Source organism: Bacillus sp. GW823-FHT06A11, assembly GCF_058795355.1.
This window is the reverse complement of record NZ_JBXAHS010000004.1, coordinates 259,296-277,368: the sequence shown is the minus strand read 5'-3', so window position 1 is coordinate 277,368 and position 18,073 is coordinate 259,296. Positions and strand designations below refer to the sequence as shown.

General features: G+C 36.4%; 12 protein-coding genes. 8 read left to right on the top strand and 4 right to left on the bottom strand.

Annotation, left to right across the window (positions count from 1 at the left end):
- The first annotated feature begins 106 nt into the window (after positions 1-106).
- The 4 genes from AC1Q8L_RS20610 to AC1Q8L_RS20595 all read left to right on the top strand — a co-directional run bounded on the left by AC1Q8L_RS20610 (position 107) and on the right by AC1Q8L_RS20595 (position 5,735).
- On the top strand, positions 107-1,843 hold the full coding sequence (locus AC1Q8L_RS20610) for a C40 family peptidase (protein ID WP_025118412.1): 1,737 nt from the start codon (positions 107-109) through the stop codon (positions 1,841-1,843).
- Positions 1,844-2,208: 365 nt separating this feature from the next.
- Entirely contained in the window at positions 2,209-3,420 is a 1,212-nt protein-coding gene (locus AC1Q8L_RS20605) for a NupC/NupG family nucleoside CNT transporter (RefSeq protein WP_001051020.1), read from the top strand.
- A gap of 261 nt (positions 3,421-3,681) precedes the next feature.
- The gene (locus AC1Q8L_RS20600) at positions 3,682-4,437 is read left to right on the top strand and encodes a dGTP triphosphohydrolase (protein WP_492339486.1); all 756 of its coding nucleotides are present in this window, start codon (positions 3,682-3,684) and stop codon (positions 4,435-4,437) included.
- Positions 4,434-5,735 carry a glycosyltransferase family 2 protein gene (locus AC1Q8L_RS20595; RefSeq protein WP_000988748.1) on the top strand — a complete coding sequence of 434 codons (1,302 nt, stop codon included), beginning with the start codon at positions 4,434-4,436 and terminating at the stop codon, positions 5,733-5,735. Before AC1Q8L_RS20600 ends, AC1Q8L_RS20595 begins: the two co-directional genes overlap by 4 nt.
- Before the next feature lie 674 nt (positions 5,736-6,409).
- Here the strand turns inward: AC1Q8L_RS20595 and opuD are convergent.
- Positions 6,410-7,924, bottom strand: a complete 1,515-nt coding sequence (gene opuD / locus AC1Q8L_RS20590; protein WP_001229103.1) for a glycine betaine transporter OpuD — start codon at positions 7,922-7,924, stop codon at positions 6,410-6,412.
- Positions 7,925-8,588: 664 nt separating this feature from the next.
- On the opposite strand from opuD, the gene AC1Q8L_RS20585 reads away from it, so the two are divergent.
- Entirely contained in the window at positions 8,589-9,476 is an 888-nt protein-coding gene (locus AC1Q8L_RS20585) for a cell wall-binding protein EntA (protein WP_000733342.1), read from the top strand.
- Between the two features lie 85 nt (positions 9,477-9,561).
- Complete coding sequence (locus AC1Q8L_RS20580) at positions 9,562-9,864, top strand: DUF3910 family protein (protein WP_001102539.1); 303 nt, start codon at positions 9,562-9,564, stop codon at positions 9,862-9,864.
- A gap of 245 nt (positions 9,865-10,109) precedes the next feature.
- Here AC1Q8L_RS20580 and AC1Q8L_RS20575 read toward each other — a convergent pair whose 3' ends face one another.
- Genes AC1Q8L_RS20575 through AC1Q8L_RS20565 form a run of 3 tightly spaced genes read right to left on the bottom strand, consistent with a single transcriptional unit; the run spans position 10,110 to position 13,549 of the window.
- Positions 10,110-11,489: a zinc ribbon domain-containing protein gene (locus AC1Q8L_RS20575; protein WP_098311966.1), complete on the bottom strand. Its 1,380-nt coding sequence runs from the start codon at positions 11,487-11,489 to the stop codon at positions 10,110-10,112.
- Between the two features lie 12 nt (positions 11,490-11,501).
- Complete coding sequence (locus AC1Q8L_RS20570) at positions 11,502-13,052, bottom strand: zinc ribbon domain-containing protein (RefSeq protein WP_000271655.1); 1,551 nt, start codon at positions 13,050-13,052, stop codon at positions 11,502-11,504.
- Between the two features lie 5 nt (positions 13,053-13,057).
- Positions 13,058-13,549, bottom strand: coding sequence for a zinc ribbon domain-containing protein (locus AC1Q8L_RS20565; protein ID WP_001281749.1), 492 nt, complete (start codon positions 13,547-13,549; stop codon positions 13,058-13,060).
- A gap of 158 nt (positions 13,550-13,707) precedes the next feature.
- On the opposite strand from AC1Q8L_RS20565, the gene AC1Q8L_RS20560 reads away from it, so the two are divergent.
- Both AC1Q8L_RS20560 and AC1Q8L_RS20555 read left to right on the top strand, forming a co-directional pair.
- On the top strand, positions 13,708-15,327 hold the full coding sequence (locus AC1Q8L_RS20560; RefSeq protein ID WP_000939149.1) for an SWIM zinc finger family protein: 1,620 nt from the start codon (positions 13,708-13,710) through the stop codon (positions 15,325-15,327).
- Complete coding sequence (locus AC1Q8L_RS20555) at positions 15,311-18,067, top strand: DEAD/DEAH box helicase (RefSeq protein WP_098311967.1); 2,757 nt, start codon at positions 15,311-15,313, stop codon at positions 18,065-18,067. The genes AC1Q8L_RS20560 and AC1Q8L_RS20555 overlap by 17 nt, the downstream gene beginning before the upstream one ends.
- Positions 18,068-18,073 lie beyond the last annotated feature (6 nt).

Here is an 18,073-nt window from a genome sequence, read left to right as displayed (position 1 = left end):
CAGATTCCTATATAAGTCTTGACAGTAATCGACATGCTCTTTAGAATTTTTAACAGTTGGTAAATATTTCTTCACTACATTACAGACAGAAAGGAATCGACAAATTATGAAAAAGTATCTTGCCGGTCTTGCGGCAGTGTCTGTAGCAGGAGGAGCAGCACCTACACTTGATAGTGTTCAAGCTGCACCTGAACAAAATACACAAAAAGCTGCTACAACTGTCCAAGCTTCTGCGTCAAACAGCTCATCTTATAAGGTAAACGCGAGCGTCTTACATGTTCGTGCGGGATCAAGCACTTCTCACGACATCATCTCACGCGTTTATAACGGTCAATCATTAAACGTGATTGGCGAAGAAAATGGTTGGTTCAAAATTAACATTAACGGACAAACAGGCTTTGTTAGTGGCGAATTTGTATCAAAAAGTGGAGCAGCAAACAACAATGTAAGCACAGGTGGAAACAATAAAGTTACTGCTGATGTATTACGTGTACGTACAGCTCCTAACACATCTAGTTCTGTTTCTGGACGTGTATATGAAGGACAAACATTAAACGTAATTGGACAAGAAAATGGTTGGGTGAAAATTAACCATAATGGACAAGTAGGTTATGTAAGTGGCGAATTCGTATCTGGCGTTTCTTCTAATGGGGGTTCTTCAAACAACAATACGAATAATAACAACCAAGAAGTAAAACCAGCAAGCGGAAACTATACAGTAAATGTATCTTCCCTTCGCGTTCGTACAGGTCCTAGCACTTCTCACACAACTGTAGGTTCTGTTACAAAAGGACAAGTAGTACAAGTTGTTGGCGAAGTTCAAGATTGGTTCAAAATCAATTACGCAGGACAAACTGCTTATATAAGCAAAGACTACGTAACAAAAGGCGGTTCTAACGAAAACGTTACAGAAGGCAACAAACAAGAGCAAAACAATAATAATGGAACTATTCAAACTGGTGGTTCTTACGTAGTTAACGCTACATCTTTACGTGTTCGTACAGGCCCTGCCGCTTACCATAGTGTAATTGGTGGCGTTTTAAACGGTACAACATTAAACGTAGTTGGATCTGAAAACGGTTGGTTTAAAGTAAATTACCAAGGAAAAACAGGCTTTGTTAGTAGCGAATTTGTAAAATTCGTTAAAGGTGGCACTACTACTCCTGAGCAACCAAAACAACCTGAAAAACCTAACCAAGGTGCAATTGGCGACTATTACATTAATGCTTCTGCACTAAATGTACGTAGCGGCGAAGGTACAAATTATAGAATCATAGGCGCACTTCCACAAGGTCAGAAGGTTCAAGTAATCTCTGAAAACTCTGGATGGAGCAAAATTAACTACAACGGTCAAAATGGTTATATCGGAACACGTTACCTATCTAAAACACCAGTTGGAGGCACAGTAGATAATAAGCCTAACAATAACCAAAATAACAATCAAAACAATAACAACAATAATAATACAGGCAATAATAGTGGCGACAGTTCTTCCGTACTTGCATATGCAAAATCAATGCAAGGTGTACCATACGTTTGGGGCGGAACTTCTGCTAACGGCGTAGACTGCAGTGGCTACATCTACCACGTATTTAAGAAATTTGGTCATAACATTAGCCGTCAAAGTGTTGCGGGATATTGGAGTAGCCTACCACAAACTTCAAATCCACAACCAGGTGACTTAATTTATTTCCAAAACACTTATAAATCAGGTCCTTCTCACATGGGTATTTACCTTGGGGGCGGATCATTTATCCAAGCTGGAGATAAAGGTGTAGCAATCGCTTCATTAAGTAACTCTTATTGGAAGAGCCACTTCTTAGGATACACGAAAGCACCTTAATTAATAGTTTCCAAGCCTTCTAGTTTACTAGAAGGCTTTTTGCTATGAGTTCAACATATTACTCCCTTTCTCCTACCTTCTCTCTATAAAAATAATGTATCTATTCTTCCATTTCATACACTTTATTCTGCAAAAATAATCCATAACGTTATCATAATGTATATATTCTCATAAAAAACATAACCTATTTCATGTCCATTCATTTCATATGTGTTTTTTTGAAGAATTTTCTTTTTATTTAAACTTTTCGTTAGACGTTTGACCTCCGATGTCCATTATGATAAGTTACTTAAGATGTATATTCGCAAAAGTATAGACAACTGGTTTATACACTTTTTTTACTATGAGGAAGGAGCATACACTGCATGAATCTTTTATGGGGAATTGGCGGCGTGATTGGAGTATTAGCAATTGCTTTCTTACTATCTTCTAACCGCAAAGCTATTAATTGGCGCACAATTTTAATTGCGCTAGCATTACAAATGTCATTTTCATTTATCGTATTACGATGGGATGCTGGTAAAGCAGGTTTAAAACACGCTGCTGACGGTGTTCAAGGATTAATTAATTTTTCTTACGAGGGAATTAAGTTCGTTGCTGGGGATTTAGTCAACGCAAAAGGACCTTGGGGATTTGTATTCTTTATTCAAGCACTACTTCCAATTGTATTTATTAGTTCATTAGTAGCAATCTTATATCATTTCGGTATTATGCAGAAATTTGTTAGCGTCGTTGGTGGTGCATTAAGTAAACTTCTTGGAACTTCTAAAGCAGAAAGCTTAAACTCAGTAACGACTGTATTTTTAGGACAAACTGAAGCTCCAATTTTAATTAAACCTTACTTAGCACGCTTAACAAATAGTGAATTCTTCACTATTATGGTAAGCGGTATGACAGCTGTTGCTGGATCCGTTCTTGTCGGCTATGCAGCAATGGGTATTCCGTTAGAGCACTTATTAGCAGCTGCAATTATGGCAGCTCCATCAAGCTTATTAATTGCAAAACTAATCATGCCAGAGACAGAAAAAGTAGATAATAACGTTGAACTTTCTACAGAACGTGAAGATGCAAACGTTATCGATGCAGCTGCACGCGGTGCATCTGAAGGTATGCAACTTGTTATTAACGTAGCAGCAATGTTAATGGCTTTCATCGCATTAATCGCTTTATTAAATGGATTATTAGGATGGGTTGGTTCTTGGTTCGATATTAAACTTAGCCTTGATTTAATCTTCGGTTACTTATTATCACCATTTGCAATCTTAATCGGTGTTTCTCCAGGTGAAGCTGTACAAGCAGCAAGCTTTATCGGTCAAAAACTTGCAATTAACGAATTCGTTGCATACGCAAACTTAGGGCCACACATGGCAGAGTTCTCTGACAAAACAAATCTAATTTTAACATTTGCAATCTGTGGATTCGCAAACTTCTCTTCTATCGCAATTCAATTAGGTGTAACAGGAACTTTAGCTCCTACTCGCCGTAAACAAATTGCACAATTAGGGATTAAAGCAGTTATCGCTGGTACATTAGCGAACTTCTTAAACGCAGCAGTTGCAGGTATGATGTTCCTATAAACTTATATAGAGTCTTCTCTTTCTCCAAGAGAAGACTTTTTTCATGCAATCCAAACGTATTATATATATCTATCAACCACCTTATCCCAAATATAAGAACATTATGATACAATAATGTTTAGATCTTTTTATTTTTCTGATGAAAATAGAAATACTACTTGTTGTTGCCCTTCAAAAGAATTTAACGACATAGTCAATTTCTTAATAATTGCGCATACTACAAGTATCTATGGATGAAATAGCTTTAAGGAGGAAAGTTTTGTGAAAGATAAGTTCTATAAAATCCTCTCTATGTGGATTCTACAAATTGTATTTTATTTTACTACTGTACATGTGACGAATTATGAGCATGCGCTCATTTTTACAATAATATACGTAATCATAAATGTACTATTCTTATTTTTAGCTGACAAAACAGCATTTATTTTCTTCATACTAGGAACCATCATTTCCGTATTTTATTTATTTTATGAAGCATGGCTTCATTTATGGAGTACATCAGTTCAATGGCAATATATGATTACCCACTTCCTGATGGCAGCTAACTTCTTCATTGTATACATAACAACTCACCTATTGAAAAAAGTGATTCATGAAAATAAAACTTTGACTGAGCGTGTGAGAACGTTGGAACAATATATTGGAGAATCAAAATTACTAACGAGACAAGAATTCGAGAGACGCCAAGCGTTATTAACGACTGCAATGAATCGTCGTAACGAAACAGGCATTATTGTTTACTTTGATTTCACTTCCTTTAGTAAATATACGAAGGAAAGTGTTATGGACCGTGTAGCTTCCTTATTAGTTGAAACCGTAAGGAATGATTTTGACCTTGCTGCTGAATATGATAATAATACGCTAGTTATTTTATTACAAAACACAAATGAAGCTGGTGCTGATATTGTAATGAACCGCCTAAAGCCAAAAATGGAGCAATGGCTTGCAGCTGAAGCAATCCGAGATATAAAAATTTCACGTGAGCAAATTGGAAACAAAGGACAGACATTGTTATGATGACTCTCGTTATACTTCTTTTATTTCTTCTGTTTTGCGTACTCGTTTTTTGGATCAGTATCACATTTTCAATTAAATATGTTCTTATTTTTACGGCCTTTCTATTCTCTGGCTTACTCGTTTACTACTCTTTCTTAACAATCGCGGGCTTAATTCACCGAAATAGTAAACGAAAAGATCGTACGCTAGAACATTATCCGAGCGTTGATATTTTCATCCCTGCTCATAATGAAGGGGTCGTTATTAAAGATACTTTAGAGGCAATGGCGAAGATTGAATATCCAGGAAAGATAACCATTTATCTATTAAATGATAACTCTCAAGATGAAACACCTGAAATCGGCGATGATTTCGACAAAGCTTATGCCCACATTCGTCACATTCGTGTTCCGTCCGGTGAACCGAAGGGTAAATCACGCGTATTAAACTACGGCCTTAGTATTTCAGATGGTGAATACTTCTGTGTGTACGATGCAGATAACCAACCTGAACCACACGCACTGCGAATGCTTGTAGAGCACGCTGAAACAACTGAAGATGCTGTTGGGGCTGTTGGACATGTTCGTACAGTAAACGAAAAAAGAAACTGGCTGACGCGAATGATTTCGCTAGAATTTCAAATCTTCCAGCTCCTTATGCAATCTGGACGCTGGTTACTATTCCAAACAGGCTCACTGACAGGAACAAACATGCTTCTTCGTCGCTCTGCACTAGAAGAGCTTGGTGGCTATGACCCTTATGCAATTGCAGAAGATGCCGAATTAACATTACGAATTACACAAAAAGGTTATCTCTTACCAATCGTCCCAGAATCAGTTACTTGGGAACAAGAACCAGAGCATTTAAAAATCCTTATTAAACAACGTACACGTTGGCTCCAAGGGAATTTATACATTTTAGAAAAAATGTTCTCATCATTAAGTTTCTTTAAAGGAAAACTTCTCGTCCATTCCTTACAACAAGTTCTAGTGTATGTTGTATTTTGGCTATTCCTAATCATTTCGAACGTTTGGTTTGTAATTGGGCTACTCGGGATATTCCAAATTCAATATAGCATTCCGCTACTATTTATGTGGTATGTCGCATATATTACATATGTTTCTCAATTATTTAGTGCCCAGAGTGTCGAACGAACCTTTACACCGACTAATATTTTTATTAGCGTTATTATGTACTTTACGTACGCACAGCTCTTTACGTACTTATTTATTCGCAGCTTAATCTTATACTTACGTGCGAAGAGCAAGAAACAGGTCATTGGCTGGGATAAGACAGTTCGATTTAAAAAAGATAAATAAAAATAAGCACAGAGCGCCGTATGCTCTGTGCTTATTTATTGCCGTATAAATTATATATCAGACAATACCCCTTAGCTGAAAGTAATTTCACGTCCATCCCCCAACGAACGATCGACCTTCATTTATATACGAAAAAGTGATTGCTATTTTTGTAGAACCAATTGCTTCTCTTGCTGTTCTTTGCGCGTTTCAGTCTTAGGTTCCGTGCTTTCTTGGACACTACGATGTGCCACACGTTTCAAACAAATATGCTTCCACTTTCTTTCGTAACGTTTCATTATTCTAGATGTCCCCCTTGAATGCGCTTTAAAACTATTTGAAATCGCTTACAGGAAATAATATAGCACATATATATAAACGTGACAACACATTTCCGACATATTTTTGACAAAAATACGAATAGAATTCGTAAGGTATCGAATATTGTCGAAACCTATCGTTTTTTCTTCGTATAAAAGGCATACTACTTATATGGTAAAGTATTTTATTTCCCCTACCTGCATTTCAAATTCCTTCTATATAAAGTGAAACTTTCATTAGCCATCACCAATCGGGCTTTTACAAGCAGCTCGACTTATTTGCTTTTGTTGAATTTTGAGGTGGGGTTCTTACTGCTCAGCAAATAGAGGGATAAAAAAAGAGCTGATATGAAATCAGCTCTTTTCCTTCTATTATTAATGACGCTTCATACGTCCTTCTTTTTGTAACTCTTTAAATAATGCTGCCATCATAAAGAAAATAACAAAGACGAACGGGAATGCTGCAATGATAGCTGCCGTTTGTAAGGCTTCTAATCCGCCAATATATAATAGCGTAGAAGCTATCGCGGCTAGAACGATACCCCAAATCATTTTAATACGATTTGGTGGGTTTAAACTACCATGTGTCGTTAACATCCCTAAAACGAATGTTGCAGAGTCTGCAGATGTAATAAAGAATGTTGCAATAAGTAAAATACCTAAAACCGATAAAGCTGATCCAAAGCTGCCCATCTGATCGAACATAGCGAATAATCCTACTTCTGTTCCCATTTCTTTCACTTTGTCGAAGATATGTGCATCACCAAACAGCTCCATATGAATACCAGTACCGCCGAACACAGAGAACCAAAGTGCACCAATTACGGTCGGCACAAGTAACACACCGATAACAAACTCACGAATCGTACGACCTCGTGAAACACGAGCAATAAACGTACCTACGAATGGTGACCATGCAATCCACCATGCCCAATAGAAAATTGTCCACGATTGAATCCATTGGTTTCCACCTTCGTCTAATGGACTTAAACGGAAGCTCATGCTTGGTAATTCCTGAATATAAGAACCTATTGTTGAAGTGAAGTAATTCATAATAAAGTTTGTTGGACCCGCAAATAATACAATAATCATAAGTGCAAACGCAAAAATAATATTCGTATTACTTAAATATTTAATTCCTTTATCAAGACCTGTTTGCGCAGATAACATAAATAATACTGTTACGATTGCAATAATAACTAACTGAGTCGTTAATGAGTTCGGGATAGATGTTAAATAACTAACACCACCTGCAATTTGTTTTGCACCGAGACCTAATGATGTTGCAACACCAAACACAGTTGCGAAAACAGCTAACACATCAAATGAATGAGCAATACGCCCGTGTTCCCCGCCCTTAAATAACGGGCCTACTGTCGCACTAATCGTACTTGCTTTTCCTTTTCTAAAGGTAAAGTAAGCAATACATAACGCTACAAACGCATATAGTCCCCAAGGATGTAATCCCCAATGGAAAAATGAAAAACGCAGTGCAAGGCGCGCACTTTCCTCAGTTGCACTATCCCCAAACGGAGGTGCGTATAAATGGTTTAATGGTTCGGCAACGCCCCAGAAAACTAAGCCAATACCCATACCAGCACTAAATAACATAGCAAACCATGTCATATAACTATAATCAGGTTCGTCATCATCTTTACCTAAACGAATAGAACCGTATTTCGAAACAATTAAAAAGATAGATACACCTAAAATAATAGAAACGGAAATAATATAAAACCATCCAAACTTACTAACTAATGCAGTTTGAATTGCGGTTGTTACATTTCCTAAGCTACCTTTTCCAATAATAGATTCGGGAATAATCCCCCAAATTGTAAATGCAATACATAATGTTAATGAAACGATGAATGTTTTTGTCAGTTTCCTCATCAAATCCCCCTTCGTAGGTTTCGTTTTTGTAAATAACATAAATTCCGATATGTAAAATCGGATAGAAAACTATAATTTTGCGGTGATTTTCTTACTTTCACCTTCACCAATTCGAATTCTTATGGACAGCCTTACCTTTCGTATAACCTTTTCACTCTGCAAGAGCTACAAGTTAGAAATACTGCTGTCAAATTGTGTGAGAAAAACGCGGATAGGAATGTATTTTCCTAAAAAAGGATGTGTTACATATGTAAAAAAGGGCAAAGTTCTTCCTTGCAACCCTTTCGTTTTGTAACAATTATGCGGTTTTTTTGCTAGTATATAGCACGTGTTTATAGCTTCACAAACAAAATGTTTATGTTTATATAACTATATTACCCATAAAACGGTAAAATACTCAAGGAATGTAATCATTTAGTAAACATCATGTAACATCCCTGTAATATTCTTATTTACGTCGAAAAAAACATGTTGTATTAAATATTTTGAATATAACTAGAAACCTATGAGTCATATAGAATGAAAAACGCTTTCCTATATTTTTTGTTATATTACAGGATGTTAACGACTTATTACGAATGGTTTGTAATTGTGTGTTTTCCCCAAATCCGAAAAAATCTGTTGCTATAATGAGGACACGAAAACAAACGCAATGGAGGCTATCATGAAAAAATTAATTGGTATAGCAACAGCAGCAGTTTTTGGTCTTGGGATTTTCACATCATCTGCTAATGCAGAAACTGTTGTAACAACAGACGTACTAAACGTACGCGAAAACCCTACTACGGAATCAAAAGTTGTCGGTAAATTACTAAACGGTAATAAGATAGATGTTCAAAATACAGAGAACGGATGGTCAAAAGTTACTTTAGACGGTAAAGACGCATTCGTAAGTGCAGAGTTCACAAAAAGCATCTACTACGTAACAGCTAACGTATTAAACGTACGTGCTGAAGCGAACACAAACTCAGAAATTCTTGGAAAGTTGAAGAAAGACGATGTAATCGAAACAACGAACCAAGTACAAAATGAGTGGTTACAATTTGAATATAACGGGAAAACAGCTTATGTTCATGTTCCTTTCTTAACAGGTACAGCACCTGTAATTGAGAAACAAGAAACGACTGTTCCTGCTAAAGCTGAAGCACCAGCTAAGGCTCAAGCACCTGCAGCACCTGCAGCACAAGCAAAACCAGCTGCTAAGCCTGCTGTGAAAGCTGCTGAAACTAGCACACCATCTGGTGGTCGTGAGTTAACAGTTGTAGCTACAGCATATACAGCTCACCCGAGCGAAAACGGTGGCACATATGGCGGCCGTGTATTAACTGCAATGGGTCATGATTTAACTGCGAATCCAAACATGAAAATGATCGCTGTTGACCCGAAAGTAATCCCATTAGGATCTAAAGTATGGGTAGAAGGTTACGGAGAAGCTATCGCTGGAGATACTGGTGGTGCAATTAAAGGTAACCGTATCGACATCTTACTTGGATCAGATAGCGCTGCTCAAAAATGGGGACGCAAAACTGTTAAAGTGAAAATTTTAAAATAACCAATGACTGCTAAATTACAAGCCGGTTCTCTTTATTGAGAGCTGGCTTTTATTTATTTATAATACATATAAGGAGGCTATGCCCATGAATGTACAAGCAAAAGTAGACTGGATTGGTACGCCAAAGCCGTACATATATAAAGATGAAGTAACATATAACGCTACTTCTATTGATTTCTCACTCGCTGGCGATGATAATCGCTATAAGTTAATTGTGCTCAAGTCTGAAAACAATACACATTACAAAATTGTGCAATATGGAATAAAACCAGGCTCTCAAAAACCATTTCCTATCGACATTCCATTTGAACAAAATATGTTGCCAATTATAGAGCAAATATTACATGATCCGTATGTACAAGCGATATTAAAGGAAACGCACTCATAATCGTAAAAAAAGATATCACCTCGCCGGATTTTTCGGCTAAGTGATATCCTTTTTATTTTCCCTTCGTGAACACAATTTAAGAAAAATATATCAACGATTTTTCGAATATATCTATCATAAATCGCAATATATCAACGATTTTTCAATTATATCTATCATAACTTACGATATATCAACGGTTTGACACGAAATATCGATTTAGCTACAAAAAGGGGCTGTTCAAATATTGAACAGCCTCTTTCATATTAACGAGTTGGACCAGATACATCTTCTGATTTCAACGTATTATTTGCACCAAGAGAATGATACAACATCTTTCCATTTCCATTCACAGTTACAATATGTTCGTTATTAAAACTTTTGAACTTCACAGATCCATCACCGTAACGAATATGGTACTCTTCATATGTCGTTACTTTATATTTCGTATCACTTTGACGCTCTACATTACGAACTTCCATCGTTAATAAGTCTTCTGTAATTCCTTTTTTGTGTAAATACTGTATATAATCACGGTCTTCCTTATACGATTTCCCGCTCTTATCATAATTATTTTCAATTAAACTAAAATCATTTAATGAAATTGCACGTACGTTATCATAAATATGATTTTTTACAAAGTCGCCCACTGCTGAATTTGATGTTTCTTTCGGGAATTTTAAGTAATACGTGCTTTGGTCTCCAATTTTAACACTTTCAGATTTCATCACACCAAAATCAGTAGTTTTCTCTAAATGTACTTCTACTGTTTCATCTGTGGATACAGGGCCAAGCTTATAACTTCCATAATTTAATTTTCCACGTTTTTTCCCATTCACAAATACAGTTGCATCACTTTCATCAGAAGAAATGCTTACATACTTGCCTTCAAGCGATAAATCAATTTTCACTTTCTCGCTCTGCTCATCCGCTAAATCTACTTCTTTCTCTGTTTCTAATTCAGTAAGTTCTGTCTTCGCCGTTGCCTTTACAACATATGTACCTGGGAAGTATGGCCCCAACTCTTTCGAATTTTTATCACTAGAAAGCTCTGTTTCTTTTTTGTCATTCACATATATTTCTGCATTCTTTGCAGTTTTACTTACATTCATATAATAAGATTTAATGCTGAACTTATACTTTGGATATAAGAACCACTCTTTTCCCTCTTCTACTATTTCCCCGTCTTTAAATGCAGGTTTATCTTTTGTTAACTTTTGATCTACTGTCTCTTTTTGTAAATAAGACAACAATTGTTTGTTGTAAGAAGGATTCTCTTTTAAATAACGCATGTACGCTTTAATATCCTCCGTCTTAATCTTTAAGCTTGAATCATTTGCTTTCACAAACTCATCAATTGCGTTAATATCTTTCTTTTGGAATGCTTCAATCATTACATTTACTTGCTTTTCTTTTGAAAACTTATATGCTCCAAATTTATATGCCCCAAATAATAAAATAACAATAATAGCTAAACCAATGATTAAAAATACATTTTTCTTACTTTTCACTGGTTTTGTCTCGCTTTGTAATTCTGTATATGAAGCAGCAGTGTTATCAACGATTACTTCTACTTTACTCCCACACTCAGGACAAAAGTTCAAATGGTCTGCAACGTTCTTTTTACATGTTCCACAAAACTTCAACGTGCTCTCCTCCTATTTTTTAGCTAATTTCATTCCAGCAAATGCTGCTACATATGTCACAATCAAGCTAAACAAAGTTAAATATATAAATGAATTTTGCATAGATAATACCGTTCCACTTGTTCCAAATAAACCTGTTACAGTTCCTGAAACATTAATTTGGAACTTAGAAATCATATTCATTACAATCATCATAATTGTGTAAGAACCACTGCATACCGCTAATGTAATATATATATTGGCAGTCGGTAATTTAGCTAACTTTCTTCCCGCTCTAAACATAAAGAACAATGGAATAATAAGCAGTAATAAACCATAATGGAATACGTTATTCACTTTATCAAATTCTGCAAGGCTTTCCTCATTTGCTCCTTTTGAAATCAATATCTCTCTGAGCTCTACGCCATTTACAGAGACGCCTGATATAAATGAAAACGATAGTGTGCTCTCATATGCTTTTGATTTCTTTCCAATTCCAGTAAATTCCTTACTAAGTGCTGGACTTGATACTTCTAACGGCGCAAAATGAGCCATACTCCATAATTGAGGTGTTAACTCTAATGCTAATAATGTACTTTCAGATTTTAAAGTTGTTATTTCTTTTAATGGTTCAATACCATCTTCCTTACTTACTAACGCCATAATACAAACCGCTACTGCTGTTACTAAAAGTCCTTTTATCATAGCTGAAACACCGTAATAAACAGACGCTCCATATGGCATTAACTCTTGAAATGCTGCTGCCATATTGTTTTTGCTTGTATGAGCAATAAATCCTAATAAGGTAAATAATGTCCCACATACAAAACCACTCAATAAACTCTTAATCGCTGAATAGCCAACCGTAATCTTACCTGCTTCTGAGAATGGAATTGCAAAAGATTGTGATGCTATAAAACTTATAATGAATAAAAAGACGCCATAAATAATACCAACTGTTGATGCCATAAAAATTTGATCTTTAATCGTTTTCGCAACATGCTGCTTCCCTAACCAAATTCCTGTACCAGCGAAAATAATAAATGGAATGATTAATAGTAATGTAAATGGAGTATGCCAAGATAAAGAAAATATCAATCCACTATCGTCATTAGCTGTAAAACCAAGTAACTGATAACTTAACATCGTAGAAGTTGCACTCGAATAAAAGTTCGGCAACATTTCTAATTCTTTCGCAAATTTGCTAAACATCTCACTTAACATAGAAGCAAATAATAAACTACCAATCCAACCAGCAATTAACATGAGAATACTTGCAACAGCCCCACCAATAAAACCTTTTTGTAAAACGGCTTTATCTGCTTTAAATTCAACTTTAGGAGCACCATCCATTGTAGGCAATTTTACAGATTGTTCTTTTTTCTTCGCAACAAATAAAGAATACCCACACTTTTGACAATATAAATTTTTTTGAGCATTTTCATTGCCACAACCTTTGCAGTATTTTGCAGTATCTTTTTCTAATGTTATTCCATCTATAGCTCCTGCAATCTCCATACTACCTTCATTTGGACAATAATTTACTTCTTCACCATGTTGTTTTCCACATGTGCGACAATACATTTAATTCACTCCCCACTTTGCTTAATTCCACAAACTGGACAGTAAGTAGAGTTTTTATCGATATGCTCATTACATGAAATACAATTTACCGTTTCACCTTCATTTTCTACTGCTAACATTGGGTTAGGCTTTCCACACGAACCACAAAACTTATCATTTATTGATAAAGGTCCACCACATTCACATGTAGCTTTTTCACCTTGTTGTTTTTGCAATTCAACAATGCGTTTTCTTGCTTGATAAATAGCTACATCAAATTCTTGAACTGGAGCAATCATTTCTTTTAAGCTCGCTTCATTTACTCCATTTCCTCTTAATTGAACGTACACTTGCTGTCCAACCTCTAATAGAACCTCTGCTTTTTTCTGCATTTGCACTTGCATTCCCTTTTTCAATTGAGCAATTTCTTGTGCAACTTGCAACTTCATTTTCCCTTGTTCTATTCCTTCTTGTAACTTATTCATTCCACTACCTAACTTCGTCTGTAAATCTGACAAATCATTTCTCCTCCTATACGTATATATTCATATACGAAATTAACATTTTATATATTACCATGATTTTCAAGTTATGTAATCCAAATTTCATTTTTTCTGTTTTGAGCATTTTTTGTTTATAATGGTAAAGGAAAGAAATATGTGTACGGAGGAATATTATGCTGCAACACTCAATTACGAAAGATGAAATTATGATGATTGCGAATGAGTTCGTTCAAGGACTAGATCCACAGCAAACAGCTGATCAGGAACATGTCGCTACAGCTCGGCACCTATATCGTAGTGGTGTTGTCTACAATGTTGACTTTGATGGTTATACACTATCAGGAACTGTAGATGCGGAAGGCAACGTATATAGCGTTCATATTCCGATTCGTAACGTCGCTGAAAGTTATTGTGATTGCTTCGCACCAACACAATGTGAGCATATGCTTGCTGTATTACTATCTGCAGCGTCTAGTTTCGGGCAAGTAGGAGATGTATTAACTTTATTTAAAAATAATACGAAACCTTCCCTTCCTCCTATTCGAACTGCAAGACAAGTATTGCAATCATCAGCTTTTGAAGAAACCGATTATAAAAGTTGGCAATCGTATTTTGAAAAAGAATATGAATCATTTAAAAAAGAACAAGCTCGGCTTACTTATAAACAAATGTATTTTCTTATGAGTATCTTTACAGATTTCTATACGAAACTTGAGCGGAAAGCTCCGCGTGTCATTGCGATACATGAATTATTCAGGTTACACGCAGCACTTTACTGCTTTCAAAAGTTATTAGAAGAAATTCAGGCATTCGACGCAAACAAAACGTATTCTTATCACCAACCTGTTAATGTCATTCGCCTATTTGTAGACAAAGTGGAATCCATCGTTCGGGACTTACAATCAGAAGCGATTCCTTCAGAGTCTGAAATAATTTTACAAGAAACAGCTCGTCTCGTTCATGAAGTATTCTTCTCTACCGACACTTATACGCAAGAGCGATTTTTCATTTATCGTCACATATGGAGTGAACTTTTAAACAATAAAGAGAAAATACAAGAAGAAGAAAAACGAATCGATACGAAAATCAATCCACTATCCAAAGCGTTAGCGTCTTCCCATCTTCTCTTTTTGAATGACGAAGATCTACTAGCGATGGACTTACTAAAAAAACAGCCTGCTTCTGTTGTGAGTCTATACTTCTATTGGTTAGAAGAACTATTAAGTGCCATGCAGTGGGATCGTGCGAAAAATTGGCTTTCCTTTACGTATAAACAAGTAAAGAAAACAATCCAAGATCACGAAAATACGATTTTCATAAAAGATGTCGTTCGCCTATTTGTAATCATGTATGAAACATATGCAACACATACAAATGAACAAGCTGGTTTCGAAATGATCTTACAAGAACTATTACCGTATAGTTTCACAAACTATGAACAGTACGTACTTGCGAAAAAACAGTATCGCACATGGGCAGAGCTTCACCTCCTATATGGATTTGAAGCAATTGAACTGTTGAAAGAGCCACTGAAAGATATTGAAAAAGAAGCGCCAGAAGCGGCACTTCCTCTTTACCATCTTGCTGCTGTAGAGGCGATTGAAGAACGAAATCGTAAATCATATAAACGCGCAGTTCGTTACTTAAAGAAATTACGCACATTATATAAACGATTAAAACGCACCGATGAATGGGATGCTTTCATTATTCACATCGCCAATCTCCATTCACGTCTGCGTGCACTACAAGAGGAATTACGGAAAGGAAAATTAATCGATGATCAATCAAACTGAAGTAACAATTAGGCTCCAGCATGTTAGTCAAGGTTGGTTCCTTTGGGGAGAAGATGACAGCGGTACTCCATTATCCGTAACAAGTTGGAAACGAAATGCATTCACATGGCACTCCACTTCTTTCTACGGTACTTCTCTAAAAGAAGCAACCTTCGAAGGAAAACAAGGTGTGCTGCTAACAAATGCACAAGCCTTTGAATACATTGCAAACAAACCGATGAATTCATTTGCACATATGCAAATAAACGGACCTATTACAGCCCTTACGAAAGATGCAAATGAATTATGGGATGCCTTTACGAGTGGTAGCTTCGTACCAGCTATGAATCATTGGTCCAAACAACCATCTTGGAAAGTTCAAAATACACCAATTGAAGATGACACATTAGCATCTCTTTTCTCAGCAGCAGTTAATGAAAGCATATTACAAGATAATCGCTCAAATGACGGCTGGGAAGATGCCAAAAGACTATATGAACATTACGACTTTACGAAAAGACAATTGGAAACAGCACTACATGAAGAAGATTGGCTTCGAAAAATTGGTTATATTGAAGATGATCTTCCGTTTACAATCGGACTAAGATTGCAAGAACCACAAGAAGAATTTGAAATGTGGAAGCTTGAAACAATTGTGACACCAAAGCGCGGGGCGCATCGCATATATGTATATGAAAACATCGATTCCTTACCGAAAAGATGGCACGATTACGAAGAACGGATTACAGAGACACAAGAAGGTTTTAGTAAGCTCATACCGTGGTTAAAAGAAGGAGATACGTTCCGAAATGAGCTCTTTGAAACCGAAGCGTGGAACTTCTTAACAGAAGCAAGCAATGAATTACTTGCAGCCGGCATTACAATTTTACTACCATCATGGTGGCAAAATTTAAAAGCAACAAAACCGAAATTACGTGTTCAGTTGAAGCAAAATACAGCACAAACACAATCGTTCTTCGGTATGAATACGCTCGTTAATTTTGACTGGCGCATTTCGACGAACGGCATTGATTTATCGGAAAGCGAATTTTTCGAACTCGTTGAACAAAACAAACGTCTATTTAATATAAACGGTCAATGGATGCGACTAGATCCAGCCTTTATCGAAGAAGTAAGAAAACTCATGAACCGTGCCGATAAATACGGACTAGAGATGAAAGATGTCCTGCAGCAACATTTATCGAATACGGCTGAAACAGAAATTGTAGAAGATAATAGCCCGTTTACTGATATCGAAATCGAACTAGATGGATATTATGAAGAACTCTTCCAGAAGCTGCTTCATATTGGAGATATTCCCAAAGTAGATGTCCCTACTTCACTAAACGCAACACTTCGTCCGTATCAACAACACGGTATTGAATGGTTATTATATTTACGAAAGCTTGGATTTGGAGCATTGCTAGCTGACGATATGGGACTCGGGAAAAGTATTCAAACAATCTCTTACTTACTATATATAAAAGAAAACAATCTCAAAACAGGCCCTGCATTAATCGTAGCACCGACATCTGTTCTTGGAAATTGGCAAAAAGAATTTGAGCGTTTCGCACCGAATTTACGTGTTCAATTACATTACGGAAGTAATAGAAATAAGGGGAATTTATTTGAAGATTTCCTTCAATCGGCAGATGTTGTATTAACATCTTATGCATTGGCTCAGCTCGATGAGGAAGAACTGACTTCATTATGCTGGGATGCTGTTATTTTGGATGAAGCACAAAATATTAAGAACCCACATACGAAACAGTCGAAAGCAGTACGAAACTTGCAAGCAAATCACAAAATCGCTTTAACTGGTACACCGATGGAAAATCGCCTCGCTGAACTTTGGTCCATTTTCGACTTTATTAATCATGGATATCTCGGAAGCTTAGGGCAATTCCAGCGCCGCTTCGTCACACCGATTGAAAAAGATCGTGATGAAGGAAAAATCCAGCAAGTTCAACGGTTTATCTCACCATTTTTACTGCGCCGAACGAAGAAAGATCAAACAGTCGCATTAAATTTACCAGATAAACAAGAACAAAAAGCTTACTGTCCTCTTACTGGTGAACAAGCTTCCTTATATGAACAACTTGTTCAAGATACACTGCAAAATGTCGAAGGATTAAGCGGAATTGAAAGACGCGGCTTTATATTGCTTATGCTGAACAAGCTAAAACAAATTTGTAATCATCCTGCTCTTTATTTAAAAGAAGAAGAGCCACAAAATGTCGTTGAACGCTCCATGAAAACAAAAACGTTAATGGAGCTCATCGAAAATATAAAGGATCAAGATGAAAGTTGCCTCATCTTCACTCAATACATCGGCATGGGGAACATGCTAAAACGTGTGCTAGAAGAAAAATTCGGCCAGCGTGTCCTCTTCTTAAACGGTAGTGTACCGAAAAAAGATCGTGACAAGATGATTGAGGAATTTCAAAATGGAACGTATGACATTTTCATCTTGTCCTTAAAAGCTGGCGGAACAGGACTAAACTTAACCGCTGCCAACCATGTCATTCACTACGATCGTTGGTGGAATCCAGCTGTGGAAAATCAAGCAACAGACCGCGCATATCGCATTGGTCAAAAACGGTTTGTTCATGTTCACAAACTCATTACAACAGGAACATTAGAAGAAAAAATTGATGAAATGCTAGAAAGAAAACAATCTCTAAACAATGCGGTCATCACAAGCGATAGTTGGATGACTGAACTATCAACAGACGAACTAAAAGAATTACTTGGTGTATAAAGTGAA